Genomic DNA, 25243 nt, shown 5'->3' with positions numbered 1-25243 from the left:
TCCAAAGGGAGGGCCGGCGGAGCGATCCGCCGGCCCTTTTCCTATTCGCTGCGGAGCCGGCGCAGTTCGTCGGCGAGCAGGCGGAATTCGGCCTCTCGCGGGCTGCCCTGGCGCCAGATGAGCGCGACGTCGCGGCGGGCGTCGTCCGAAGCGAGCGGATGCGCCTCGACCTGCGTGCCCAGAAGAAGCCCCGCGCTGACGGCCATCTCGGGGACGATCGTAACGCCGAGCTTGTTGTCGACCATCTGGACGAGCGTGTGGAGGCTCGTACCCAGCATCATCGAGGAAGCGCGAAGCTCGGGCCGGTTGCACGCGGCCAGCGCATGGTCCTTGAGGCAATGGCCGTCCTCGAGCAGAAGCATGCGATTGGCGTTGATGTCCTCGGGCCGCACCTCGCCCTCGGTCACCTCGCCCGGCGCTGCCGCGACCATCAGCCGGTCCTCGAACAGGAGTTCGTGCGCGATGTCGCCGCAGGCGAAGGGCATGGCGAGCAGCACGCAGTCGACGGACCCGCGCTGCAGGCTGTCGCAGGCGGCCGCGCTCGGCTCCTCGCGCAGGAACAGCTTCAGCTGGGGGTAGGAAGCGCGCAGGCGCGGCAGGAGCGGCGGCAGGAGGAAGGGAGCGATGGTCGGGATCACCGCCATGCGCAACTCGCCGGTCAGCGGTTCACGCTCGGCCTGCGCCATGTCGGCCAGTTCCTCGGCGGCGCGGAGCACGAGTCTCGCCTTGGCGACGATTCGCAGCCCGAGCGGCGTGAAGCGCATCACCCGGCGCGAGCGCTCGACCAGTGTCGAACCGAGCAGGGTCTCGAGTTCGCGCAGCGAAGCCGAGAGCGTCGACTGGGTGATGAAGCAGGTTTCGGCCGCCCGACCGAAATGGCCATGGTCGTGCAGCGCGATCAGATACTGGAGTTGCCGCAGGGTCGGGAGATAGGCTGTCATTAATCCGCTCACTTGTCATGAGCGCTCTAAGTTGTTGGACCGAACAAAGCAAAAGCGGCATCACGGCGCTAACGGCCTTGCCCTGTTCCCCTGCACGGCACGCCGGGCCGCCGCCGCGACCCACTTCGGTCTGATCCCCTTGGACCGGCTAGCACAGCGGCGGCGGCCACTTTTTCTTGACCCTTACCGTATTATGCGGGTAATACGCCCCCAACTGATTGGGGGAGTGGTCCATGCGTCTGTCGTCGTCTCTGGCCATCGTGGCCGTGCTTGCCGCTACACCCGCACTCGCCGTGCCCGCGGGTTTGTCCGCCCGGGCAAATGCGCTGCTGGCGAATGAGGTGGGCGCCGAAAACCCCGGTGTGGCCGCAGTGATTTCGGACAACGGCAAGGTCGTCTGGAAAGGCGCGGCCGGGCGGGCGACCGTCGACGGTAAGACCGCGCTCCGTCCCGACAGCCTGTTCCGCTACGCCTCGGTCTCCAAGCAGTTCACCGCCGCGCTTATCCTGAGGCTCGTCGACGAGGGCCGGCTCTCGCTCGACGACAATCTCGGCAAGCTGCTTGCGGCCGAGACCCCGGCGGCCTGGCATGCGGTCACCGTCCGCCAGCTGCTCAACCATACGTCGGGCGTGCCGAGCTACACCTCGAAGCCCGGGTGGATGGTCGAGGCAAATACGGCGAGGGCCTATACGACGCAGGGCCTGATCGACGTCACCCGCGACCAGCCGCTCGATTTCGCGCCGGGCACGCAATTCCGGTACAACAATAGCGGCTATGTCCTCCTCTCCGCGATCGCCGAGAAGCTGACGGGCAAGCCCTGGTACGTCGCGCTGCGTGAGCGGATCACGGGGCCGCTGGGCCTCACCTCCATTCGCTGCGGATGCGAGCCGGGGCCGGCGACGGTCGACGGCTTCACCGCGGGTGGCGCTGCGTCGCAGCGGATCGACATGAGCGTTCCGAGCGGGGCAGGGGCGTTGGTCGGCAATGCCGGCGATCTCGCCAAATGGGCCGCCGCGCTGCACGGCGGCCGAATCCTCAGTCCGGCGTCCTACCGGGCGATGATCACCCCGCAGCTGCCGGCCGGTGAGACCGCGCGCTACGGCTTCGGTATCGGGCTCGGCGAGGTGCGCGGCGAGCCGACGATCGGGCATAACGGCGGCATTTACGGCTTTCAGACCGAGACCATCTATCTGCCCGGCCGAAAGCTGTTCGTGGCGGTGCTCGGCAACAGCGACAGCGGGCCGGTCGACAGCGGAATCCTCGCCCGCCGCCTGGCCGCCGAAGCCATCGGTGCGCCGTTGCCGGTGATGAAGGCGCAGGCGTCCGATCTCAACGCGCTGACACCCTATCTCGGCATTTATCGCGATTCGCAGGGCGAGCGCCGCTTCCTCGTTCGCGACGGCAAGCTCTTCACGCAGCGGGCTGGCAGCGGCGTCAACGAGGTATTCGCGGCGGGCGGCAACCGCTACTTCTACGGCCCGCGCTCACTCAGCTATTTCGAGCTGTCGAAGGGCCCGGATGGCACGCCGCGCATGACCTTCTACGCTAATGGCGCGCTCAAGCCCGACGTTGCGACCTGGAGCGGTCCGGTGCCCAAGGACATCGCCCTGTCGCCAGCCCAGATGGATCGACTCGCCGGCACCTATGCGCGCGGACCGGCCGTGATGACCATCGCCCGGAGCGCGGCAGGCCTGACCGCGCAACTGACCGGGCAAACGCCCTTCGCGATCGAGGCCACCGGACCGCTCGAATTCCAGGTTCCCGCCGTGAAGGCACTCCTCACCTTCGAGGAAGCGGATGGAAAGATCGTACGCGTGGTGCTCAGCCAGGCCGGACGCACCATTCCCTTCGAGCGCAACTGATCAGTCGCGCAGCGGGGCGCCCGCCAGTCCCTCGATCTGCGCCACGGCCACCTCACGGATCGCCGAGCGATCAAGCCCGCAGGCGCGTGCGATTTCCTCGCCGGCAAGACTGTCGCCGATTGCGAGCAGGGTCAGGCTGAGCGTCATCCGGTCGACCGGGCGGACGTCGCCGGCGGCGCGCATCACGCGGATGATCCGCTCGATGGTGGCGATCACCGGCTCGAGCGCTTCGCGCTGGCGAGTAAGCGCGACCCAGCCGATCAATTCGCCCGCGCCCTCGCGGCGGAAGGCCTCGAACATGGCGTCGATCACCTGACGCTCGCTGCCTTCGCCGCGGCGACGCTGCTCGATCGCGCTTTCGATCGAACTCGACACCGTGCGGGCGATCTCCTCGGCCAGCGCGCGCTGAAGCCCCGCCGCCGAGCCGAAATGGTGGAGAAGATTGGCATGAGTGCGGCCGACGCGCGCCGCCACCGCCTGCAGTGTGACCGCCGCGGCACCCTCTCGGGTCAGCAGGTCGCGGGCCGCGGCGAGCGCGGCGGCGCGGCTCTCTTCAGGGGATACTCGGCGCCGCTCGAGCGGTTTTATTGACATTCTTGTAAGCAATCATAAGATATAACAGTGTCTCGATTGGAGGACCGGCATGAGTGTGGCAAGTCTTGAGCGTTCGAAGGCAACCCCGGAGGATCTGACGATCACCGTTCGGGACCGCCGATTCGGACGCGAGGAGCAGACCCCGCGCTGGTGGCTCAACAATTCGCCGTTCGAAACCGCGCTTTACAACGCGCTCTCGGCCACCTTCCCCAAGGGAGAGGCCTATTTCATCGAGAGCATCCGCGCATTCCGTGATCACGCCGACGAGAAACTGAGCGGCGAGATTCGCGCCTTCACGACCCAGGAAGTGATTCACAGCCGCGAGCATCTGGCGTTCAACCGGCGCGCGGTGGAAGCAGGCTACGACCTCGCGCCGCTCGAAAAGACCGTCCAGGAAAGCCTCGACCTGTTGAAGGGTCGTCCGCCGATCCTCGACCTGGCGGCGACCATGGCGCTTGAGCATTTCACCGCGATCATCGCGCACGAATTGCTCGCCAATCCGCGCCACCTCGCCAATGCCGACCAGGCGACCGCCGACTTGTGGCGGTGGCACGCGGTCGAGGAGATCGAGCATAAGGGGGTCGCCTATGACACCTGGCTCGCCGCGACCAAGGACTGGAGCCGCTGGAAGCGGTGGAAGGTCAAGTCGCTGCTGATGGTGCTGGTCACCCGCAATTTCGTCCATCACCGCACGCAAGGCGTACTCGAACTGCTCCGGCAGGATGGCATCACCGGGCTTCGCGCCTGGGCCGGCGCCTTGTGGGTGATGTGGGGCAAGCCCGGCATCTTCCGGAAGGTCGGCGCGGCCTGGGTCAGCTATTTCCTGCCGGGCTTCCACCCGTGGAACCACGACGATCGCAAGCTCATCGCCGGCTGGGACGCGACTTACGATTATCGTCAGGAGCCGCCGGCGCGGCGCGTGCGCCGGGCGGCCTAGGCCGCCAGCGCCTCCGACCCGTCGTCGAGATCAAGCGCGAATAGACGGGTGAGCTGTTCGCCGCCGCGCGCGCAGCTGTGCCGCGGGGCTATACGGCCGGTCGGGACGAAACCGAGCTTCTCCAGCACCCGCCCGCTCGCCGGATTGTCGATGAAATGCGAGGCCTCGAGCCGCGTTACGCCGATGGTCCGGGCAATCTCGACGAGCTGCTTGCAGGCTTCGGTCGCATAGCCCTGACCCCAATGGGCCCGCGCGATCCAGTAGCCGAGCTCGACCCCGCCATTGTCGCGCCGAGAAAAACCGGCCGCCCCGATGAGCTCGGGCGCGCCGTCGGTCCGCTTCATCAGCAGGAAGGTCGGCAGCACCGGGTCCTGGGGCGCTTCGAGGAAGGCCCGGGCCTCGTCGTGGCCATAGGGCCAGGGGGCGGTGGCGAGATTGCGGACAATGGCCTCGTCGGCGATCGCGCGGGCGAGCGCGAGCGCGTCCTCGGCCCAGCCGGGTCTCAGCAGCAGTCTCTCGGTACGAGCGAACATCGTGGACCTTCCCTTCCCTCGGCTCCGCTTGGCAGAACCTGATGACAGTTCAGGGAGAAGAAAAAGAAAGGGAGAAGAGGGGGCTTCCCTCTTCTCCCTTCCAGGTCCTCGGATGAAGTCCTGTACCGGGCTGCCCCCTCCTGGGACGGCCCGTCAGCGACCAATCCCTATTCGGCTGCGTCCGCCATCGGCGCCATATTAAGCGCCTCGACGTGGACGAACTTGCGGCCTTGGCGGCCGTCACGGAACGCAACTTTCCCGTCGGTAAGCGCGAAAAGTGTGTGATCCTTGCCGAGGCCGACGTTGGCGCCCGGGTACACGCGCGTGCCGCGCTGACGGATGATGATGTTGCCGGCGACGACCGATTCGCCACCGAACTTCTTCACGCCGAGACGCTTGCTCTCGGAATCGCGGCCGTTACGCGACGAGCCGCCTGCCTTCTTATGTGCCATGGTGTGTTACGCCTTCGGAGTCTTCTTGGCCTTGCCCTTAGCAGGCGCAGCATCCTGAGTCGAGTTGGTCACGTCCTGCGTGGCTTCGGTGCCGGCATCGGCGGGGACGACGCCCTCGCTCGAGGCGACCTTGGTCTCGTCGATCTCGCCCGGGGCGGGAGCGGCCTTGGCCTTCTTCGGCGCGGCCTTCTTGGCGTCGCCATCGGCCTGCTTCTGCTTCTCGCCGCCGATCGAGACGATCTTCAGGATCGTGTGCTGCTGGCGGTGACCGGCCTTGCGGCGGTAGTTGTGACGGCGACGCTTCTTGAAGACGACGACCTTCTCGCCCTTCGCCTGCGCGACGATCTCGGCGGCGACGGTCAGGCCGTCGGTGCCCTTGAGATCGCTACCGTCACCGGCCAGCAGGACATCGCCAAGGGTGATGCTGTCGCCGGCATTGCCGTCCAGCTTCTCGACGACGATCTTGTCTCCCGGTGACACGCGATACTGCTTGCCGCCGGTGCGCACGATAGCGAACATGGGCCTCTTCTCTTTTCTTTGCTCGAAAGCCTGGATTTCTTGACCCATGCGGCAGCGTGGCGCCGGCCCGCGCGGGAAAGCGTGCCCCCTAGGTGACGAAGGCCGCTTCGTCAACCGACGGGATAGGCGGTCGAGGCCTTGCAACGCTCCATCGCGAACTTGGAAGTGACGTTCTTGAGCGGCCCGGCGGCGATCAACTCCTTATAGAAGCGATCGAAATCGGCCATGTCGCGGACCGCGACCCGAAGCCAGTAATCGGTTTCGCCCGCCATCCGGACGACTTCGAGCACTTCGGGCAGCCGCGCGACGCCCGCGAGGAAGCGCTCCTGCCACTCGCTGCTGTGGTCGCGCGCCTCGACCTCGATGAAGACGATGAGGTCGAGACCTAGCGAGCGCGGGTCGACCAGCGCCACGGTCTTTTCGATGACACCGGATGCCCGGAGTTTCTGGATCCGGCGCCAGCAGGGGGTGGGGGAGAGGCCGACCCGCGCGCCGATGTCGGCCACGGGCAAGGTCGCGTCCTCCTGGAGGATCGCGAGAATCCGCCGGTCGGTCTGATCCATTTTCATCATCGCCGCAGATTGAGCAAAAACTTGCAGGATTGCAACGCGGCTTGCAGCGGGCTTGTTATTCCCATCCCCCTCTTGCGGAACCCCGTCCGTGGCGGCAAATTCAAGGTGTTCCGAGCGGAAGCGTCTTGTTCAGAGCACGCAAGATTTTTCCAAATCGGGATAGCCGGCAGCCTTGATGCCACCTGGGTCGAGGCAGCCGGCGTCTCCATGTTGACCCCTTGAGAGACTTGGCCCCGGCGGAACCCTCCCGCCGGGGCCGCTTTTCGTGCAAAACACGACACAGGCTGTTGTTTTCTCGGCACAGTTCCCGCAAAGCGACGCTTTGGATGTCCGATGATCTTGGCGTGGCCTCGTGGAAGATGTCTCTTCCGTGACAGTTGAACGGGGGCGCCGCCGCCCCCGCGAGCACACAGGGGAGCATCACGCATGACGAGCCGCCTTCTTCCGGGTCTGTTGCTGACCATCAGCCCGCTCGGTCTCCTCGCCGCATCCCCGGCAAGCGCCGCGCAGCCCGGCACCGCTGCCCAGCAGCCGCCAGCGCCGACAACCGCCTCCGCCGCGCCCGAGGACCAGTCCGCGACTTCGCCGGAAAGCACCATCGTCGTCACCGGCACCCGCCGCACCGACCGCACGATCGCCGATTCGCCCGTTCCAATCGACGTCATCGGCAGCGAGGCTCTGGCAAGCTCGGGCCTCGGCGAGACCAACAAGATCCTCAACAACCTTGTGCCGTCGTTCAACTTCCCGCAGCCGTCGATCGCCGACGGGACCGACGTCATCCGTCCGGCGTCGCTGCGCGGCCTCGCGCCCGACCAGACGCTGGTCCTGGTCAACGGCAAGCGCCGCCACGTCTCCTCGCTGCTCAACATCAACGGCACGGTCGGTCGCGGAAGCACCGCGGTCGACCTCAACAACATCCCCGGGCTCGCCATCGACCGGATCGAGGTGCTTCGCGACGGCGCAAGCTCGCAATATGGCTCGGACGCGATCGCGGGCGTGATCAACGTGCGGCTGCGCAAGAGCCCGCGGGGCGGCAAGGCGCAAGTCAGCTACGGCAAGTACATCACCCAGCTCGAGGACGTGCCGCAGCTCCTGTCGCTGCAGGATGTCGGCGGGACGGCGGTGGTCAGCACCACCGACAGCCGGGTCCTCGTCGGCAATTATGGCAGCGACCGGAAGGTGCGTGACGGCGCCTTGCTGACTCTGGGCGCGAACATCGGCGTGCCGCTCGCCGGCGGCTATCTCAACGTGACCGGCGAATTCCGGGACCGTGACGCGACCAACCGCGCGGGCTTCGACGTCCGGCCGAATTATATCCGGCCGACCGCGGCGGTCGATCCGCGCGAACTGAGCTTCAACCGGCTCAATTTCCGGCTCGGCGATCCCAAGACGCGCGACGTCAACCTGATCGCCAATGCGGCGGTGCCGATCGGGGCCGACGGTTTTGAAGTCTACAGCTTTGCCACCTTTGCCGACCGCAAGGGCCGCTCGGCAGCCAATTATCGCCAGCAATCGTCGGTCAACAATCGCGACTTCTCGACGATCACGCCGTCGACCACGCCGAGCAACGCCAACTTCACCGCGCTGACACCCGACGGATTCCTTCCGGAGATCGCGTCGCGCTACAAGGACTGGGCCGCCGCCCTCGGCGTCCGCGGCGCACTTGCCGGCTGGAACGTCGACCTATCGGGCGTCTACGGGCACAACCAGATCGACTACCGGACCGAGAACAGCCTCAACACTTCCTACGGCACGACCAGCATTCGCAACTTCGACAGCGGCGGCCTGCGCTTCAACCAGTTCACCGCCAATCTCGACGTCAGTCGCGAGTTCAACGCTGGCTTCTCCAAGCCTTTGTCGGTGGCCTTCGGGGCCGAATATCGCCGCGACAATTTCAAGGAGCGGCCAGGCCAGCGCGAATCCTATGCCGCCGGCCCGCTGTTCATCGCGCCGGTCGCCACCACCGCGGCGAATTGCACGACACTTGGCGGCGTCTATGCCACCGCGACCGGGATTTGCAGCTTCCCGGGCCGGGCCGCGCCGTTCGGCGCGCAAGGTTTCCCGGGCATTCCCGACTATGCCAGGCTCAGCAAGAGCCGCAGTAGCAAGGCGGCCTATGTCGAGCTCGACACCGACCCGCTGCCCGGCCTGACCACGACCATCGCCGGCCGCGTCGAGGATTATTCAGACTTCGGCAGCACCGCGAATGGCAAGGTCGCGCTGCGCTATGAGTTCATTCCGGCGATCGCGATCCGCGGATCGGTCTCGACGGGTTTCCGCGCGCCGTCGCTCCAGCAGCAATATTACACCGGCTTCTCGACCAACTTCATCAATGGCCTGCCGGTCGACATCGTGACCTTCCCGGTCAGTTCGGCAGTGTCGAGCGCGCTCGGTGCCAAGCCGCTCAAGCCCGAGAAGTCGACCAACGTCTCGGCCGGCCTCACCCTCAATCCGCTGCGCGGACTGACAGTCACCGCCGACTATTTCCATATCAAGCTCAAGGACCGGATCGTCCTTACCGAGAATCTCGGCGCGTTCGGTAGTGGCACGTCGGCGCAGAATACCGCGGTCCAGGCGATCCTCACCGCCAACAACCTGTCGGGCTTCGGCGCGGCGCGCTTCTTCATCAATGGCCTCGACACGACGACGAGCGGCCTCGACGCGGTCGGTACCTATCGCTGGAAGTGGGATGGTCTTGGCAGCTGGTCGCTGTCGGCCGCCTACAACCGGACCAAGAACCGCATCGACCGGCGCCTCAACGCGCTCGGGCCGCTGGCGCAGATCCCCGGGCTCGTGCTGTTCGGCCGGGTCGAGGGCATCCGCTTCGAGCAGGGCCAGCCGCGCGACAAGGTCGTGCTGTCGGCCGATGGCAACGTCGGCAAGTTCGGGGTGACCGCCCGCACGACCCGCTTCGGCCGGGTCATCTCGCCGGGCGCGGCAGCGCCGCTGATCAACACGACCAGCGTGACCGATTACGGGCCCGACGATCTGGTGCTGCAGCCCAAGTGGATTTCCGATCTCGAACTTCGCTACTCGGTCGGTCCGGTGCAACTCGCGGCGGGCGCGAACAACCTGTTCGACGTCTACCCGACGCGGCGACCCTTCGGTCCGCGCCCGACCACGGTCGGCGGCAGCTATCCGATCGACGCCTACTACATTCCTTACAGCGGCTTCTCGCCGTTCGGCTTCAACGGGCGCTTCCTCTACGGCCGGGTCAGCATCGACTTCTGATCGGTCGCCCAAAAGAAAGCCCCGCGTCGGTCGTCCGGCGCGGGGCTTTTCTTATGGCCGAAAGGGCGCGGATTTAGTGCCGGTGCTCGGGCCGAAGCTTGTAGCGGCCGGGCTCGAACGCCTCGAACAGATTGTCGATTGCCGGGTGGTCGACCGGCTCGTCCTCATGATCGGGGACGAGGTTCTGCTGCGAAACATAGGCCACGTAGCTGCCTTCGCCATTCTCGGCGAGAAGGTGATAGAAGGGCTGTTCCTTCGCCGGGCGGATTTCGGCGGGGATCGCCTGATACCATTCCTCGCTGTTGGCGAAGACCGGGTCGACATCGAAGATCACGCCGCGAAAATCGAGCAGCCGATGGCGCACGACTTCTCCGATGCCGAAGCTCGCACGGGCGATCGGAGGAGTCGCGATATCGGTCACGGGCAAGGAACGAACGAGGGGACGCATGGCTGCAACTTAGGTGATTGCGTCGGCGCTGCAAGTCGCCTCAGAAGGCGACGCGCTCTCCCTTCCAGTCGAAGAAGCCGCCGCTGTCGGCGGGCGTGAGGCCGTCGAGGACCTCGATCAGGCGCTCGGCGGAGGTGGCGGAGTCGAACAGCCTTTCCGCAGCCACATTGCCCTGGAAGGGCCGGCTCATCGCGGTGTCCACCGTCCCGGGGTGCAGCGCGACGACGACGGCCGTGGGCCGGGTGCGCATGATCTCGATGGCGGCGGTGCGAACGAACTGATTGAGCGCGGCCTTGCTTGCCCGGTAGCCGTACCAGCCGCCGAGGCGATTGTCCGCGATACTTCCGACCCGCGCCGAAAGCAGGGCGACTTTGGCGCCCTCGTCTCGGCTGAGCAGCGGCACGAAGTGGCGCAGGACAAGCGCGGGGCCGATCGCATTGACGAGGAAGCTGCGCATCAGATGGTCTTGGGTCAGGTCACGCAGCGCGCGCTCGGGCCGCAGGTCGCCGTCGTGGAGGAGGCCTGTCGCGACGATCAGGCGATCGATGCGGTCGAACGGCAGTGCGGCCGCGGCATCGGCGATGCTCGCCTCGTCGGTAAGGTCGAAACCGTTGAGGCTGCGCGAGAGGCGGTGGACGGTCTCGCCGCGCGTTTCGAGGCGGGCGGCAAGCGCGGCGCCGATTCCGCCCGAGGCGCCGATCACGATGCTGTTCATGGTGTCGACTCAAAGCCGACCGCCGTCATCGCGCCAAGCTGGCCTGATGCCCAATAAGCGCTAGGCAAGGGCTGGACACGCTGCTAGTGGACCGCCGCGACCCCCGGCCGACCGGCCGGTGCCTTGCTTCTCATCTACGCGGAGAGGTGGCTGAGTGGTCGAAAGCACCGCACTCGAAATGCGGCGTGCCCTCACGGGTACCGTGGGTTCGAATCCCACCCTCTCCGCCAGATGATCTTCTCGACCTAGACCTTCAGCGCGGCCGCTGCCTTTGCCGCGGCGCCGATGTCGGCCAAAGTCATGCCCTTCTTCACCATCCAGCTTCCGCCGATGCAGGCGACCGCGCGTTCGGCCAGATAGTCGGCCGCGCTTGCTTCCGTGATACCCCCGGTCGGGCAAAAGCGGACCTGGCCGAAGGGGGCGGCGAGGGCGCGAATGGCGGGCAGGCCACCCGAGGCTTCGGCCGGAAAGAATTTGAACCGCGTGAGGCCGAGGTCGAGGCCGCGCATGATGTCGCCGGCGGTGGCGACGCCGGGCAGATAGGCGATGCCGCTGGCGGTTGCGGCCTTGGTCAGTGTCTCGGTCAGGCCCGGGGCGACGATGAATTCGGCGCCCGCTTCCTGTGCTTCGCCGAGATGGCGCTCGTTCAGCACCGTGCCCGCGCCGACGATCGCGCCCGGGACCTGCGCCATGGCGCGGATCGCGTCGAGCGCGTCGGGGGTGCGCAGCGTGACTTCGAGCACGGGCAGGCCCGCTTCGACCAGGGTGGCGGCAAGCTCGGCGGGATCATGCTCGCCGCCCATCACCAGCACGGGGATGACGGGCGCGGCCTGCATGACGGCATCGATCAACATGGAAAGGCTTTCGCAAAGGCCGCCGCGGCACCGAAGAGGCCGGGCTGGGGATGGGTGATGAGCTTGACTGGAAGGCCGTCCATGCGCCGCTCGAAGCGGCCCTTGGCGATGAACCGGTCGCGGAAGCCCGAGCGCGGCAGGTGATCCTTGAGGCGGAAACCAAGGCCGCCGCCGATTGCGACCGCGCTCGCGCCTTGAGCCAGGGCAAGATCACCCGCGACCGCACCCAGCGTCAGGCAGAAGCGGTCGAGCGCGGCGGCGGCCAGGCTGTCGCTGCCGTCGAGCGCGGCGCCCCACAGCAATTTCTCGTCGCGAAGCTCGGCCGGACGTCCTTCGATCGACGCCAGCGCTTCGTAGATGTTCATCAGGCCGCGGCCGGACAGGATGCGCTCGACCGACACGCGGCGGAAGCTGCGGCGAAGCTCGGCGAGGATCCGGTCCTCGAGAGCATCGAGCGGCGCGAAGTCGACGTGCCCGCCCTCGGTCTCGATCACGCGATAGTCGGCGCCGTCTCGCAGGAGGCCGGCCACTCCCAGACCCGTGCCCGGGCCCAGGATGGTGATCATTCCCTCGGTCGGAAGCGGCCCATCGGGTCCGCACAGATGCATGTAGGCCGTGCCGTCGAAGGCGGCGACGGCATGGGCGACCGCGCCGAAGTCGTTGACGACGACATAGTCCTTTACGCCGAGCTTTTCGGGGATGAGCGCCGGCCGAATCACCCAAGGGTTATTGGTCAGCTTGAGGAGTTCGCCGCCGACGGGACCGGCGAAGCTGATCGCGAGCGCGTCGGGGAGTGGAGCACCCACCCGGCGGCCGAATTCCTGCCATGCGAGCTGGAAGCTGCCGTGGTCGGCGGTCTTGAGGGTGACCGGCTCGTCGAGCGTCAGCGTGCTTCCCTCGCAGGTCGCCAGCGCAAAGCGGGCGTGCGTTCCGCCAATGTCGGCGGCCACGATCTGACGGGTCATGCGGTTTCGGTTTCCATGAGGTGGAGCATGGCGGACGCGCCCCGTTCGGCATCGTCGGCCTCGCGGCGCATCAGCGCGAAGAGTTCGCGGCCGGTGCCGACGGGCGGCGGCGGCGCATTGGCCGGCGACCGCGTGGCAAGGTCGACGCCGACGGCTTCGAGCGTGCCGGTCTCGGCGCACAGGCGCACGACGTCGCCGTCCTGCAGCTGCCCGAGCGGGCCTCCGCCGAGTGCCTCGGGCGAGACGTGGATTGCGGCCGGCACCTTGCCGCTTGCTCCCGACATGCGGCCATCGGTGACGAGCGCGACGCGGTGGCCGCGGTCCTGCAGCACGCCGAGCGTCGGCACGAGCTTGTGAAGCTCGGGCATGCCATTGGCGCGCGGGCCCTGGAAGCGGACGACCACCACGACATCGCGGTCGAGTTCGCCGGCCTGGAAGGCCTGTAGCACCGCGTTTTGATCCAAGAACACACGGGCCGGCGCCTCGACCGTCCAGCGGGCCCGCTCGACCGCGCTCGTCTTGAAGGTCGCGCGACCGAGGTTGCCCTTGACCAGGCGCATGCCCCCGTCGGGCAGGAAGGGCTTGTCGACCGTGCCGAGCATGGTGTCATTCCGGCTCTCGGTGACCTCGCGCCAGACGAGTCGGTCGCCGTCGAGCTCGGGATGGCTCGTCCACGCCGCAAAATCATCGGCACCGGCCGCGAGGATGTCGGTGTGAAGCAGTCCGGCGTCTCCCAGCTGACGGGCGATCCACGCGATGCCGCCGGCATAATGGAAGTCGTTCACGTCGCCCGAGCCATTGGGATAGACGCGCGCCAGCAGCGGCACCGCTGCCGAGAGGTCGTCGAAATCTTCCCAGTCGATGACGATCCCAGCCGCGCGTGCAATCGCCGGCAGGTGGATGGCGTGATTGGTCGAACCACCCGTCGCCATCAGCCCGATCATCGCGTTCACGATGGCGCGCTCGTCGACGCAATGGGCGAGCGGCCGCTCGTGCTTCGCCGCGAGGTCGGCAAGGCGGTGCACCGCTGCCTGCGTGAGACGCGGGCGGAGCGGGGTATTCGGCTGGACGAACGCGCTGTTGGGGATGTGCAGCCCCATCAGCTCCATCATCATCTGGTTGCTGTTGGCGGTGCCGTAGAAAGTGCAGGTGCCAGGCGAGTGATAGCTGGCGCTTTCGGAGGCGAGCAGTTCGTCGCGGCCGACCTTGCCCTCGGCATAGAGCTGGCGGACGCGGACCTTTTCCTTGTTCGGCAATCCCGAGGGCATCGGCCCGCCCGGCACCAGCAGCATCGGCAGATGGCCAAAGCGCAGCGCGCCGATCAGCAGGCCGGGCACGATCTTGTCGCAGATGCCGAGCAGCGCGGCCGCGTCGAACATGCCATGACTCAAGGCCACTGCCGTGCTCATCGCGATGACGTCGCGGCTGAACAGCGACAGGTCCATCCCGTCCTGCCCCTGCGTGACGCCGTCGCACATGGCCGGAACGCCGCCCGCGACCTGCGCGCTGGCGCCGACCTCGCGGGCATAGATCTTCATCTGCTCGGGAAAGCGCGCATAGGGCTGATGCGCCGAGAGCATGTCGTTGTAGGCGGTGACGATGCCGATATTCGGACCGGCCATGGTCCGGATCCGGTCCTTGTCGCCCTCGGCGGCGGCGAAGCCGTGCGCGAAGTTGCCACAGCTCATTCGGGCGCGCGAAATTCCGCGCTCGGCCTGCTCGGCCATGAGGTCGAGATAGCGGCGCCGGCCGGGCTTCGAGCGCTCGATGATTCGGTCTGTGACGCGCGCGATGCGGGCGTCGAGGCTAGTCATTCCAGCTTCTCCCGTCGCGCTCGATCAGCGCGATCGCCGCCGACGGACCCCAGGTGCCCGAGGCATAAGGGCGGGGCTGCATGCCGGCCTGGGCCCAGGCGGCGCGGATGCCGTCGACCCATTGCCATTGTGCTTCGACCTCGTCGCGGCGCACGAACAAGGTGGGATCGCCCTCGATGAGGTCAAGCAGCAGCCGTTCATAGGCAATGCGGCGGCGAACGTCGGCGAAGGCGTCGGCACGACCGATCGCCAGCGGCACCTCGCGCAGGCGAATCCCGCCGCGGTCGAGACCGGGCTGCTTGGCCATCAATTCGAGGGTGATGTTCTCCTCGGGCTGGATCGCGATGATCAGCCGGTTGGGCGCCGCGCCCGCCCCCCGGCTGGCGAACATCGAATGGGGGACGTCCTTGAACTGGATCGCGATCTCGGTCTTGCGCTCGGGGCAGCGCTTGCCGGTGCGGAGGTAGAAGGGGACACCGGCCCAGCGCCAGTTGTCGACATGAGCCTTGAGCGCCACGAAGGTCTCGGTCCCGCTCGTCCGGCCGAGGTCCTCGGCATAGGATCCGACCGGCTGGTTGCCGACCGCGCCGCCGGCATATTGGCCGATGACACTGTCCTCGGCGCGGATCGGGCGGAGAGAGCGGAGCACCTTGACCTTCTCGTCGCGCACCGCGGTCGCGTCGAAGTGCGACGGCGGTTCCATCGCCACCAGCGCGAGGAGCTGGAGCATGTGGTTCTGGACCATGTCGCGCAGCGCGCCAGCGCCGTCGTAATAATCGCCGCGTCCTTCGAGCCCGATCGTCTCCGATACGGTGATCTGGACATGGTCGATGAACCGCGCGCTCCAGACCGGCTCGAACAGCAGGTTCGCGAAGCGCAGGGCGAGGAGGTTTTGGACCGTCTCCTTGCCGAGATAATGGTCGATCCGGAACGTTTGGCTTTCCGGGAAGGCCGAGGCGACGGCGTCGTTGATCTGGCAGCTCGAGGCGAGGTCCGACCCGAGCGGTTTCTCGAGCGCGAGGCGGACGTGGTCGCCGGCGAGGCCGACCGCGGCGAGGTTGTCGATTGTCGGCTTGAATAATGAGGGGGCGGTCGACAGGAAGATCGCAGTCTCGCCCGGGGTCCCGGCGGCCTCGGCCAGGCGCTTGTAGCCGTCCGCATCGGTCGCATCGAGGGTGACATAGGAGACCTTCTCGAGGAACCGGTCGGCGGCCTCGGGCTCGAAGGCCGCGGCGGGCACGTGTGCCTTGAGGGCCTCGAGCGCGAGCGCGCCGAAGCTCGCATCGTCATGCGCCGATCGCGCGGTTGCGACGATGCGCAGGTTCTCGGGCAACAGTCCGTCGCGGACGAGGCCGTAGAGCGACGGCAGAAGCATGCGTGCGGCGAGGTCGCCGGTCGCGCCGAACAGGATGAGGGTCGTGGCCTTGTCGGGCATCAGGCAGCCTTGGCGGCAGCGAGGCGGGACAGCACCTCGGCATGGGATGGGAAATTGAGGGCGCATCCGCTGACGAAGCGGTCGACCTCGGCGAGATCCACGGGCGATGGCGCCAGTGGTTGAAGCTTTTCGGGCGGCGGGAAATTGCCGTAGCCGGCGAGCATGACGTGCCACGACATGGGCGAATAATAAGCCGCAATGTCCTGCCGGTGCACCTCTTCCTCGAGGTCGCCGCCGGTGAACCAGGTGGTGATGATGCTCTTCAAGCTGTCGCTCAGCCGATCGTGGGACGTCGCATCGCGCCAATAGTCGGTGTCGCGCCGCTGGGCCATGCGATAATGGCAGACGACATAATCGCGGATGCCCTCGTAGCGGCGGGCGATGCTGGCGTTGAATCCGTCGCGGTCACCGCGCTCCCACGCGTCGGTGAAACCCTTCACGGTCGCCAGCACGATGTGGAGAGCTGTTGCTTCCAATGGCTCGAGGAAGCCCTGCGCGAGGCCGATGGCAAGGCAGTTCTTGACCCAGCTTCGCTCGACCCGCCCGCACTTCATCGAGAGATGTCGGACCTCGGCGTCGGGTGGCAGGCCGCAATGCCGGCGAAGCTCGGCGGCGGCATCATCGCGATCGATGTAACGGCTCGAGTAGACGTAGCCGTTGCCCGCCCGCGTGGTCAGCGGGATGTGCCAGATCCATCCAGCAGACGCCGCGGTCGCGCTGGTCATCGCCTTGGCGCCATCGGGCGGCAGCGGGGTCGGGGTGACCACCGCGCTGTCGTTGAAGAGATTATCGCCAAAGCCGCGATGGGGTTCGCCGAGCGCCCCTTCGATCAAGGTCGCGCGAAAACCGCTGGCGTCGAGGAACAGGTCGGCTGCGAAGTCGCGGCCGTCATCCGAACGCAGCGAAGCGATGTCGCCGGTCTCGCCCAGCACCACCTCGGCGATGGTTGCGATTTCGTGCCGGACTCCGCGCCCGACCGCGATCTCGCGCAGGGTCGCGCCGACGAGATAGGCGTCGAAATGATAGCCGTACTGGACAGGGAAGGGGAAGTTCGCCGGGGCGAGCGGCGCCCGGCAATCTCGGGCAATCCGCGTCGTGAGGAAGAAGGGATCGGGATGCGCCGGCACCGCCGCGCCGCGCCGCCGCAGCGCCGCAGCCTGAAAGAAGGTCTGTTCGGTGAACGGATCGACGGCGGTCGCGAAGGGATGGAAGTAGCGCTCGGAGCCAGGCTTGTCCGACCAGCCGACGAACTCGATCCCGGCCTTGTAGGTGGCGTTGCAGCGCGGCATCCATTCGGCCTCGCCGACGCCGAGTTCATCGAAGAAGGCCTTGAGTTGCGGTGTCGAACCCTCGCCGACACCGATGATTCCGATGTCCTTGCTTTCGATCAGCGTGACGGTCGTCCCCGACCCGCCCCAGCGCTGCTGAAGGAGGTTGGCGGCCATCCAGCCGGCGGTGCCGCCGCCAAGGATGACGACGGACCTTGGAGGCGGGGTGGGAATCAAGGACGCCAGTCGCTCAGCAGCCAGCCGAAAATCTCCGGCAGCCGGCGCGCCCAGCTATTCTCCTCATGCTCGGCGCCTTCGTAGACCTTGCTCTCGAAGTCCTTGCCGCGCGCCCAGCCGGCCCCGGCGAGATAGCCTTCGACCGGTTCGCTGTAGGGGCGATAGCTCGCGTCCAGCGTCCTGGTGCCGTGGTCCATCCACAGCTTGCGACCGCGCGGCGCGCCGAGGCGATTGTCGATCCAGTTCTTCCAGTCGGCCAGGATTACCGGCTTGAGACCGGCCGAGGTCGCGGGGTCGACGAGGATCCAGTGGATCGAAACCGCGGCGGCCTTGCCGAACACGTCGGGCCGTTCGCCCAGCGCGTAAAGGCTGATGAGGCCGCCCATGCTCGAGCCGGCGGTGGCGGTGTAGCGGGGCGTCGGCTTGGTCCGGTAGGCCTTGTCGACCGCCGGCTTCACCGTGTCGGCGAGGAAGGCGAGATAGTCGTCGCCTTGGGTCTTGCCCTTGGCGAAGCCTTCGATGCCGGCGAGCAGCTTGGGATCCGCCACGCGGGTCGGGAAGTACCGCAGGTAGCGTGCAGGCCCGGGGTGATCGACCGCGACGATGATGAACGGCGCAACCTTGCGGGCACGGATCAACTGCAGCGCGGCCTTGTCGGCCGCCCAGACCTTGTTGAAGCCCGAGCGCTTGGGATCGAAGACGTTCTGCCCGTCATGCATGTAGAGGACGGGGTAGCGGCGCCCCTTGTCGCGATCGTAGCCCGGCGGGAGCCAGATCGTGACCTTGGCGCTGCCCAGCGTCGCCGACGGCTGGTCATAGGTGACGAAGCGCCCGTTGTCCGGCGTCGCGGCCGAGGCGGTGACGGGAACGAGGAACAGTGACGCGAACGCGAGCAACCAGCGGATCAACGGCCAATCTCCACCAACCGGACGGCAAAGCCGCCGCCCGGTGCCATCCTTAGCGCGAGGCGGTCGGTGCTGCGCAAGACCTTCTTGTCGATCGCGAAGGCACGCGGGTTGGTGCGGAAGTCCGCGCCTTCGCCGTCACGGTAGATTTCTGCCCGGTAGCGCTTGCCCGGATCGAGGAAGCTCAGCGGCAGGTCGAGGTTGCGGCCTTCCTCGTCGGTGAGGCCGCCCATGAACCAGGTCGGCTTGCCCCGCTCCTTGCGAGCGAAGACCGCGTATTTGCCGACTTCGCCCGCGAGCATGCGACTGTCGTCCCAGTCCACCGCGACGTCCTTGATGAACTGGAAGGGGCCGGGATTGGCCGCGTAATTCTCGGGCAGGTCGGCAGCCATCTGGATCGGCGAATAGAGGACAACGTAATAGGCCAGCTGCCGCGCGAGGGTCGACGGGATCGGCGTGTTTCCGCGCCCCATCAGGCTGAGCACGCCGGGCGTGAAGTCCATCGGGCCGCCGAGCATCCGGGTGAAGACCAGCTCCGCATCGTAATGCGGCGGGTTCTTCGGGCTACCCCAAGCGTTATATTCCATCCCGCGCTGGCCTTCGCGGCTGACCCAGTTGGGATAGGTGCGGCGAAGCCCGGTGTCCTTGATCGGCTCGTGTGCGTTGATCGCGATGTGCCGCTTCGCGGCCTCGGTCACGACCTTGAGGTGGTGCCGGCTCATCACCTGGCCTTCATGCCACTCGAAAGTCTTGGCGCCGTCGGGACCGATCGCCTGCACCCCGCCCGCGTCGGCGACGTAACCGGTCTTGATCGCCTCGAAATCCATCGACTTGGCATAGTCGAGGCCCGCGCCGAGCTGCCGCTCGTAATTGGCGATGTTGGCGCTGGTCTCGTGGTGACCGATGATGTGGACACCCTTTTTCTTGCCATACCAGCTGAGGAAGGGGAGATCGTAGTCGGGGTAGGGCTCGGTGAAGCTGAACTCGTCGCCGGTCGCAAACCAGTCGCCGTCCCAGCCCTTGTTCCAGCCCTCGACGAGCACGCCGCGGAAGCCGTTCGCAGCCGCGAAGTCGATCATCTTCTTGGTGTATGCGGTGGTCGCGCCGTGCTTCGCGCCCGACGCCCAGCTCTGCGTGTCGAGGTGCATGCCCCACCAGACGCCGACATATTTCTGCGGCTTCACCCAGCTGACGTCGCCGAGCTTGTTGGGCTCGTTCAGGTTGAGGAAGACGGTGTTGGCGTGGTAGAGCGACGGCGCATCCGCGGTGATGAGGATGACGCGCCACGGGGTGGTGAAAGGCGCCTCGCGCACCACCTTCGCGCCGCTCGATGAGGGCGTCAGTACCGCCTTCAGGTTGCCGTCCTGGACGCGGGCAACGTTCATGCCCGAATAGTCGACCAGCGCCGCCTCGTGGATTGCGACATGAAGCCCGCTCCGCAGCTTCATGGTGAAGGGCGTCTGCGCGGTGCCGATGCCGTCGATCGGCGTGTGATTGTAGAGATATTCCTCGCGGTTGCTCTCGAATGCCGGCGCCCACCAGGCCTCGCCCAAGTCGGCCATGTTGAACTGGGTCAGCTCCTCGGCGATCCGCGCGGTCTTGAGGTTGGGCTGCTCGGGAAATTCGTAGCGGAACGAGACCGCATTATCGAACAGGCGGAAGCGCACCAGCATCTTGCGCTGCAGCTTGTCCTTCTCCTGGAAGGTCAGCGCCAGCTCCTCGTGCCGGTCGCGAACGTTCTTCCACTCGCCCCATGGCTGTTGCCACGTCTCGTCGAACGAGCGGCGCGCGGTGTCGCGCAGGACGAAGTTGCGCAGCATCTGCGGCGCGTCGGTGAACAGGAAGCCGAGATGGCTCTCGTTGATCACCGGCTGGTTGCCGCGGGACACGGCATAGCCGATCCGCCCCTCGCCGTTGAGCATCACGCTGAGCTTCAGTGTGCCCGACGGCGAACTTGCCTCGGCAACGGCGGGAGACTGCGCCAGCGCGGGCGCGGCGAGGAAGAGGGCGAGGAAGGCGAGCAGGAAACGCATGATAGTTACAGGACCTCGATCGATGCGGCGTAGGCGCCGAGGGTGTCGGCGGAAACATCGCCAGTCTCGGAGATCCGTCGGCCCTCCGCGGGAGAGCGGACCGGATGATCACCAAGGTTGAAGCGGCAGCGGATCGTCTGCCCCTCGAAGCTGCGGTCGAAAACGAGCAGCGTCTCTTCGGCCGTGACGATCCGCAGGTCTCCCCAGCGAAGCGCCGGCTGGCTATTGCGAAAGGCGATCGTGCGCTTGGTGAAGTGCAGGAGCGAGGCAGGGTCCTCGATCTGCGTCTCGACGCTCAGCCCGGCATGATCCGGCCCGAACGGCAACCACGGCTTGCCGCGCGTGAAGCCATGCCCCTCGTCCGATGCGAGCCACGGCATCGGTGTCCGGACACCGTCGCGGCTCAGGGTCTGCGGCCAGTTGGCGATCGCCTCGGGATCCTGGAGTTGCTCGAACGGGACGTCGACCTGGGTGAGTCCCAGTTCCTCGCCCTGAAAGAGAATGATCGTCCCGCGCAGCGCCGCGAGCAGGAGCACCTTCATCCGCGCGAATTGCGCGCGGTGCTCGGGCGCGACCCAGCGGGAGACGGCGCGGGGCGCGTCGTGGTTCTCGAACGCCCAGCTCGGCCAGCCCGCGACTTCGCTCGCCGCCCAATGCGCCGCCGACTGCGCGACGAGCGCCGGGGTCAGGCGGTCGGCGTAAAGGTAATCGAAGCCGTAGGCGCTGTGGAGGCGACCGTCGGCGGTATAATCGTGCATCTCGCGGAACGCCTGCTCACCGCCGACTTCGGCCACTGCAAAGGCGCCATAATCGTCGAGCAGGGTGCGGACGCGCTCGAGGAACTGCGCGATCTCGGGCTGCGATTGATTGTTTAAATGATGCTGAAGGTCGAAGGGCCGCGTGCGTTTGGCCGGATCCTTGACCGGCGGATTATCGGTCAATGCCGGATCATGCATCATGAAGTTGATGGCATCGAACCGGAACCCGTCGACCCCACGCTCAAGCCAGTAACGCACGATCTCCAGCAGCGCGTCCTGCACGGCCGGATGATGGCCGTTGAGCTGCGGCTGCTCCTTGAGGAAATTGTGGTGGTAATATTGCTCGCGCCGGGCGTCCCAGGTCCAGCTCGGCCCGCCGAACACCGACTGCCAGTTGCTCGGCGGCGAGCCGTCGGGCTTGGGATCGGCCCAGACATACCAGTCGGCCTTGGCGTTGGTGCGGCTCGAGCGGCTTTCCCTGAACCACGGATGCTCGTCGCTGGTGTGCGCGAAGACGAGATCGATCAGCACCTTGAGCCCGAGGCCGTGTGCGCGGGCGATCAGCGCATCGAGGTCCTCGTTGCTGCCGAAGATCGGATCGACCGAGCGATAGTCGGCGACGTCGTAGCCGAAGTCGCGCATCGGCGAGGTGAAGAAGGGCGAGATCCATACCGCGTCGGCGCCGAGCCCGGCGACATGGTCGAGCTTGGCCGTGATCCCGGGAAGGTCGCCGATCCCGTCCCCGTTCGAATCGCAGAAGCTGCGCGGATAGATCTGATAGATGGTGGCGCCCTGCCACCAGGGGAGGGTGCTGCGCGACTGCGGCATGATGAGGCTCTCAGCGCGCTGCACGGCACACCGCATAACCGAAGGCAGGAAGCGTGACCTGTACCGTGCCGGGCGCGATCGGGCGCACCGGGCAGGCGCCGGTCAGTCTTGCCAGCGAGGTGATGTCAGTCGGCACCGCAATGTTGCGGGTGATTTCGCTCGCCGAGGTATTGGCGGCGACGATCACCTGTTCGCTGGTCGCGGTGCGCGAGAAGGCGAGGAGCCCGGGTTTGTCCTCGGTCGCGAGGATGCGGGTGTCGCCCATCCGCAAGGCTTCGCTGCCGCGGCGAATGGCCGAGAGCTCGGCGATGAGCTTGTAGAGCGGATGCTGCGGATCGAAGTTCTCGGTCGCCGTCGTGCGGGTGGTGCCGAGGAGGAAATCCTCGTTGTAGCTCGCGACCTTCGAAGGAAAGAGCGTCTGGCGCGAATCCTGGTCGCCACCCTTGCCGACAAAGCCCTGCTCGTCGCCCGAGTAGACGGTCGGCACGCCGCGCCAGGTGAACAGCAGGACGTTGCCGACCATCACGCGTTGCAGGAGTTCGGCCGGGGTCGCGGTCTTGTTCTCGTTGCGCACGTAGGAGGCGAAGTGGCCGGCGTCATGGTTGCCGAGAAAGGTCGGCAGCTGCCGCGCGGTCGTCTCGCCACCCGGATAAAGCACGTCCTGCGACTGGAGCGTGCGGAAGAGCTCGGTCGGCTGGTTGCGTGCGATCGTCTTCACAGCGGTCGCGAAGAAGGCGAAGTCGAGCACCGCGGGCAGCTGGTCACGGACGACATGCTGCGCGAGCCGGCCGGGCTCACCGCTGTCGTCATAGACTTCGCCGAAGATGTGGAAGTTCGGAATGCCGCGCGCCGCCGCGCGCGCCTTCATCGCCGGCGCGAACTGCTGCCAGAATTCGGGGTTCACATGCCGCGCGGTATCGATCCGGAAGCCGTCGATCCCGAACCGGTCGATCCAGCTTCCATAAACCTCGATGAAGCCCGCCACGACCTTCGGATTCTCGGTCATCAGATCGTCGAGCCCGACGAAATCGCCCATGGTCGAGCTCTCGCCGGTAAAGGTGCTGTCACCACGATTGTGATAGAGCAGGGGGTCGTTCAGCCACGCCGGCTTCTTGGCGTTGAGTTCCGACTTGGGCGTGCTGAGCGTGTAGGCGTAATTGGGGTCGGTCAGCTTGGCGAAGTTCCCGGGCGAACGGTCGGTCTCGCCGGTGAAGCCGGGGTTGATCGCCTTGCCGCCAGGCCCGCCACGGCGCTGATAGGGGTAGTCGGCGATCGAGCGATACGGACAGGCGTTGGCCGCCTCGCATTCGGCAAACTTGATCACGTCCGCGGTGTGGTTCGTGATGATGTCCATGTACACCTTCATGCCGCGCGCATGCGCCGCTTCGACGAAGGCCTTGAACTCGTCGTTGGTGCCGAAATGCGGGTCGATCGAGGTGAAGTCGGTCACCCAATAGCCGTGATAGCCCGCGCTTTCCTTGCCCGCCGGACCCTGCACCGGCTTGTTCTTGAAGATGGGCGCGAACCAGATGGCGGTGACGCCGAGGCCCTGCAGATAGTCGAGCCGTCGGGTCAGCCCCTTGAGGTCACCGCCATTATAGAAGCCCTTCGACGTCGGGTCGAAACCGGTCTGCAGCGGCCCACCCTTGAGCCCTCCGCGATCGTTGCGGGGATCGCCATTGTCGAAGCGGTCGGGAAGCAGGAAGTAGATCACCTCGTCCTGCGGCAGGCGCTGGCGCAGATCGGCAGCCGGAGCTTGCACGGACAGGGAGGCGACCGCCGCGGCGGCAAGGGACAGGATCACGCAGGTTCCTTCATGGAAGAGAGGCCGAGCAGGCTCGCCACATGCTCGCGGTGCGAGGGCATGGCGGCGGCCTTTCGGCGGTAGGCATGGACGAGTGTTGCGAGATAGTCGCGCAATTCCCCGGACGGGATGGTGTCGGCGAGCGGGGACCAGCTTCGGGGCTCGAGGCCCTGACCGATCATGACCTGTCCCCAGCCTTCCTCGGTGAACAGCTCGCCTTCGTCACGGACGATCGCACCCGCTTCTTCGAACAGGGCGATCTTGGAAGCGAGGCTGTCGGGGATCGGCATGGCGCGAAGCTGGTCCCAATAGGGTTCGCCGACACGCCCATTCGCCTTGTAATGCAGGATCAGGAAGTCGCGGATCTGCGTCCATTCGAGCGCCGTCACGCGGTTGAAGGTCGCCCGCGCCGCGGCGAATTCCGCCTCGCGCGGAAGAAGCTCGAGGAGCCGCGCGATGCCCGACTGAACGAGGTGGATGCTGGTCGATTCCAGCGGCTCCATGAAACCCGCCGCAAGCCCCAGCGCCACGACATTGCCCGACCAGGCCTGCGCACGCCGGCCGGCCTTGAAGCGCAGCGGGCGCGGCTCGCCGAGGGCCGCGCCGTCGAGATTGGCGAGGAGGATGTCCGCAGCTTCGTCGTCGCCGATGGCGCCGCTGCAATAGACATGCCCGTTGCCGGTGCGGTGCTGTAGCGGAATGCGCCACTGCCACCCCGCCTTGCGCGCGAGCGACTGTGTGTAGGGTCGAAATGCCGCGCTGCTCGCACAGGGCACCGCGATTGCGCGATCGTTCGGAAGCCAGTGCGACCAGTCCTCGAATGGGACCCCGCAGGTTTCGCCAAGGAGCAGGCTGCGAAAGCCGGTGCAGTCGATGAAGAGGTCGCCGGCGACGCGCCGTTCGCCCTCCAGCTGCAGCGCCGTGACCGAGCCGCTTGGGCCGTGCTGCTCGACGTTGACGATGCGCCCCTCTTCGCGTCGTACGCCGCGCGCCTCGGCATAATTGCGCAGGAAGGCTGCGAACAGCGACGCGTCGAGATGGAAGGCGGTGACGAGATCGGGGATCGACGTCGGCTGAGGAGAAGGCGGCGCCATCCGTCCGGCCAGCGCTGCGACGCCATTGGGCGAATAGGCGCCAAAGTCGTCGGCAAAGCCTTCGGCCCGTCCGCGCAGCCAGAGCTGCCGGAAGGGGATAAGCCCGCTGCCGCGTCCGGTCGCGCCGAACGCATGAATGTAGCTGTGATCGGGTGCGCGCCATCCGCCAAACTCGATCCCGAGCTTGAAGGTCGCATTGGTGGCGGCGAGGAACTCGGCCTGCGCGATCCCGAGCGCGGCGAGGAAATTGTGGATCTGCGGAATGGTCGCTTCGCCCACCCCGACGGTTCCGATTGCCTCGGACTCGACGAGCGTGATGCGGCTTCCGTCCTCGAGGAAGCGGGCGAGGGCGGCGGCCGCCATCCATCCGGCCGTTCCGCCGCCGGCAATGACGATATCGAGTCCGCCTGGATCGCCCATGGTTCGCCTCGAAAAAGCGGCGCC

Annotated in this window: 20 protein-coding genes, 1 tRNA gene and 1 pseudogene; 4 read left to right on the top strand and 18 right to left on the bottom strand. The window is 66.7% G+C overall.

The features are described from left to right. Nucleotides 1–41 precede the first annotated feature (41 nt). Entirely contained in the window at nt 42–941 is a 900-nt protein-coding gene (locus tag ABD693_RS01780) for a hydrogen peroxide-inducible genes activator (protein ID WP_344695242.1), read from the bottom strand. A gap of 233 nt (nt 942–1174) precedes the next feature. Between ABD693_RS01780 and ABD693_RS01775 the strand changes: the two genes are divergently transcribed. Next, a complete protein-coding gene (locus tag ABD693_RS01775) occupies nt 1175–2803 on the top strand; it encodes a serine hydrolase domain-containing protein (RefSeq protein ID WP_344695241.1) in 1629 nt (542 codons plus the stop codon). Here the strand turns inward: ABD693_RS01775 and ABD693_RS01770 are convergent, their stop codons facing one another. Further along, nucleotides 2804–3397: a TetR/AcrR family transcriptional regulator gene (locus ABD693_RS01770; RefSeq protein WP_344695240.1), complete on the bottom strand. Its 594-nt coding sequence runs from the start codon at nt 3395–3397 to the stop codon at nt 2804–2806. 49 nt (nt 3398–3446) lie between these two features. Here ABD693_RS01770 and ABD693_RS01765 point away from each other — a divergent pair, with 49 nt between their 5' ends. Beyond that, complete coding sequence (locus ABD693_RS01765; RefSeq protein WP_344695238.1) at nt 3447–4334, top strand: metal-dependent hydrolase; 888 nt, start codon at nt 3447–3449, stop codon at nt 4332–4334. Here the strand turns inward: ABD693_RS01765 and ABD693_RS01760 are convergent. The 4 genes and pseudogenes from ABD693_RS01760 to ABD693_RS01745 form a co-directional block, all read right to left on the bottom strand. After that, the gene (locus tag ABD693_RS01760) at nt 4331–4867 is read right to left on the bottom strand and encodes a GNAT family N-acetyltransferase (RefSeq protein ID WP_344695237.1); all 537 of its coding nucleotides are present in this window, start codon (nt 4865–4867) and stop codon (nt 4331–4333) included. The genes ABD693_RS01765 and ABD693_RS01760 overlap by 4 nt on opposite strands. Nucleotides 4868–5034: 167 nt before the next feature. Beyond that, nucleotides 5035–5319, bottom strand: a complete 285-nt coding sequence (gene rpmA, locus ABD693_RS01755; RefSeq protein WP_344695236.1) for a 50S ribosomal protein L27 — start codon at nt 5317–5319, stop codon at nt 5035–5037. 162 nt (nt 5320–5481) lie between these two features. Next, nucleotides 5482–5838: pseudogene (gene rplU, locus ABD693_RS01750) on the bottom strand (50S ribosomal protein L21); the annotation flags it as partial. A gap of 110 nt (nt 5839–5948) precedes the next feature. Next, on the bottom strand, nt 5949–6410 hold the full coding sequence (locus tag ABD693_RS01745; protein ID WP_344695234.1) for an Lrp/AsnC family transcriptional regulator: 462 nt from the start codon (nt 6408–6410) through the stop codon (nt 5949–5951). A 426-nt stretch (nt 6411–6836) separates the two neighbouring features. Between ABD693_RS01745 and ABD693_RS01740 the strand changes: the two genes are divergently transcribed. Further along, nucleotides 6837–9641, top strand: a complete 2805-nt coding sequence (locus ABD693_RS01740) for a TonB-dependent receptor plug domain-containing protein (protein ID WP_344695233.1) — start codon at nt 6837–6839, stop codon at nt 9639–9641. 73 nt (nt 9642–9714) lie between these two features. On the opposite strand, the gene hspQ is transcribed toward ABD693_RS01740, so the two are convergent. Both hspQ and ABD693_RS01730 read right to left on the bottom strand, forming a co-directional pair. Further along, entirely contained in the window at nt 9715–10089 is a 375-nt protein-coding gene (hspQ, locus tag ABD693_RS01735; RefSeq protein ID WP_344695232.1) for a heat shock protein HspQ, read from the bottom strand. Nucleotides 10090–10129: 40 nt separating this feature from the next. Further along, nucleotides 10130–10804: an SDR family NAD(P)-dependent oxidoreductase gene (locus ABD693_RS01730; RefSeq protein WP_344695231.1), complete on the bottom strand. Its 675-nt coding sequence runs from the start codon at nt 10802–10804 to the stop codon at nt 10130–10132. A 140-nt stretch (nt 10805–10944) separates the two neighbouring features. On the opposite strand from ABD693_RS01730, the gene ABD693_RS01725 reads away from it, so the two are divergent. Then, a tRNA-Ser gene (locus ABD693_RS01725) sits at nt 10945–11034 on the top strand. 15 nt (nt 11035–11049) lie between these two features. Here the strand turns inward: ABD693_RS01725 and eda are convergent. The 10 genes from eda to ABD693_RS01675 are packed head-to-tail and all read right to left on the bottom strand — an operon-like array spanning nt 11050 to nt 25219. After that, on the bottom strand, nt 11050–11658 hold the full coding sequence (gene eda / locus ABD693_RS01720) for a bifunctional 4-hydroxy-2-oxoglutarate aldolase/2-dehydro-3-deoxy-phosphogluconate aldolase (protein WP_344695230.1): 609 nt from the start codon (nt 11656–11658) through the stop codon (nt 11050–11052). Beyond that, a complete protein-coding gene (locus tag ABD693_RS01715) occupies nt 11652–12623 on the bottom strand; it encodes a glucokinase (protein ID WP_344695229.1) in 972 nt (323 codons plus the stop codon). Before ABD693_RS01715 ends, eda begins: the two co-directional genes overlap by 7 nt. After that, nucleotides 12620–14437 carry a phosphogluconate dehydratase gene (edd, locus tag ABD693_RS01710; protein ID WP_344695228.1) on the bottom strand — a complete coding sequence of 606 codons (1818 nt, stop codon included), beginning with the start codon at nt 14435–14437 and terminating at the stop codon, nt 12620–12622. The genes ABD693_RS01715 and edd overlap by 4 nt, the downstream gene beginning before the upstream one ends. Continuing rightward, the gene (gene zwf, locus ABD693_RS01705) at nt 14430–15872 is read right to left on the bottom strand and encodes a glucose-6-phosphate dehydrogenase (RefSeq protein ID WP_344695227.1); all 1443 of its coding nucleotides are present in this window, start codon (nt 15870–15872) and stop codon (nt 14430–14432) included. The genes edd and zwf overlap by 8 nt, the downstream gene beginning before the upstream one ends. Then, nucleotides 15872–17377 (bottom strand): tryptophan halogenase family protein, encoded by a 1506-nt coding sequence (locus ABD693_RS01700; protein ID WP_344695226.1) that lies wholly within the window; start codon nt 17375–17377, stop codon nt 15872–15874. Before ABD693_RS01700 ends, zwf begins: the two co-directional genes overlap by 1 nt. Next, nucleotides 17374–18285, bottom strand: coding sequence for an alpha/beta hydrolase (locus ABD693_RS01695; RefSeq protein WP_344695225.1), 912 nt, complete (start codon nt 18283–18285; stop codon nt 17374–17376). Before ABD693_RS01695 ends, ABD693_RS01700 begins: the two co-directional genes overlap by 4 nt. Further along, nucleotides 18282–20315, bottom strand: a complete 2034-nt coding sequence (locus ABD693_RS01690; protein WP_344695224.1) for a glycoside hydrolase family 97 protein — start codon at nt 20313–20315, stop codon at nt 18282–18284. The genes ABD693_RS01695 and ABD693_RS01690 overlap by 4 nt, the downstream gene beginning before the upstream one ends. A 5-nt stretch (nt 20316–20320) precedes the next feature. Further along, a complete protein-coding gene (locus tag ABD693_RS01685; protein ID WP_344697553.1) occupies nt 20321–21901 on the bottom strand; it encodes an alpha-amylase family glycosyl hydrolase in 1581 nt (526 codons plus the stop codon). A gap of 10 nt (nt 21902–21911) precedes the next feature. Continuing rightward, nucleotides 21912–23705, bottom strand: a complete 1794-nt coding sequence (locus ABD693_RS01680; protein WP_425567240.1) for an alpha-amylase family glycosyl hydrolase — start codon at nt 23703–23705, stop codon at nt 21912–21914. Beyond that, entirely contained in the window at nt 23702–25219 is a 1518-nt protein-coding gene (locus ABD693_RS01675; RefSeq protein ID WP_344695223.1) for a tryptophan halogenase family protein, read from the bottom strand. Before ABD693_RS01675 ends, ABD693_RS01680 begins: the two co-directional genes overlap by 4 nt. Nucleotides 25220–25243 lie beyond the last annotated feature (24 nt).

It is taken from the genome of Sphingomonas rosea (assembly GCF_039538065.1).
Taxonomy (GTDB): Bacteria; Pseudomonadota; Alphaproteobacteria; order Sphingomonadales; family Sphingomonadaceae; genus Sphingomicrobium; species Sphingomicrobium rosea.
The sequence above is the reverse complement of the archived record's forward strand: the minus strand, read 5'-3'. Positions and strand labels throughout refer to the sequence as shown.

Coding starts and splice junctions, on each gene's coding strand:
- ABD693_RS01780 (WP_344695242.1), bottom strand. CDS start 941: ATGACAGCCTATCTCCCGACCCTGCGGCAACTCCAGTATCTGATCGCG.
- ABD693_RS01775 (WP_344695241.1), top strand. CDS start 1,175: ATGCGTCTGTCGTCGTCTCTGGCCATCGTGGCCGTGCTTGCCGCTACA.
- ABD693_RS01770 (WP_344695240.1), bottom strand. CDS start 3,397: ATGTCAATAAAACCGCTCGAGCGGCGCCGAGTATCCCCTGAAGAGAGC.
- ABD693_RS01765 (WP_344695238.1), top strand. CDS start 3,447: ATGAGTGTGGCAAGTCTTGAGCGTTCGAAGGCAACCCCGGAGGATCTG.
- ABD693_RS01760 (WP_344695237.1), bottom strand. CDS start 4,867: ATGTTCGCTCGTACCGAGAGACTGCTGCTGAGACCCGGCTGGGCCGAG.
- rpmA (WP_344695236.1), bottom strand. CDS start 5,319: ATGGCACATAAGAAGGCAGGCGGCTCGTCGCGTAACGGCCGCGATTCC.
- ABD693_RS01745 (WP_344695234.1), bottom strand. CDS start 6,410: ATGATGAAAATGGATCAGACCGACCGGCGGATTCTCGCGATCCTCCAG.
- ABD693_RS01740 (WP_344695233.1), top strand. CDS start 6,837: ATGACGAGCCGCCTTCTTCCGGGTCTGTTGCTGACCATCAGCCCGCTC.
- hspQ (WP_344695232.1), bottom strand. CDS start 10,089: ATGCGTCCCCTCGTTCGTTCCTTGCCCGTGACCGATATCGCGACTCCT.
- ABD693_RS01730 (WP_344695231.1), bottom strand. CDS start 10,804: ATGAACAGCATCGTGATCGGCGCCTCGGGCGGAATCGGCGCCGCGCTT.
- eda (WP_344695230.1), bottom strand. CDS start 11,658: ATGTTGATCGATGCCGTCATGCAGGCCGCGCCCGTCATCCCCGTGCTG.
- ABD693_RS01715 (WP_344695229.1), bottom strand. CDS start 12,623: ATGACCCGTCAGATCGTGGCCGCCGACATTGGCGGAACGCACGCCCGC.
- edd (WP_344695228.1), bottom strand. CDS start 14,437: ATGACTAGCCTCGACGCCCGCATCGCGCGCGTCACAGACCGAATCATC.
- zwf (WP_344695227.1), bottom strand. CDS start 15,872: ATGCCCGACAAGGCCACGACCCTCATCCTGTTCGGCGCGACCGGCGAC.
- ABD693_RS01690 (WP_344695224.1), bottom strand. CDS start 20,315: ATGCGTTTCCTGCTCGCCTTCCTCGCCCTCTTCCTCGCCGCGCCCGCG.
- ABD693_RS01685 (WP_344697553.1), bottom strand. CDS start 21,901: ATGCCGCAGTCGCGCAGCACCCTCCCCTGGTGGCAGGGCGCCACCATC.
- ABD693_RS01675 (WP_344695223.1), bottom strand. CDS start 25,219: ATGGGCGATCCAGGCGGACTCGATATCGTCATTGCCGGCGGCGGAACG.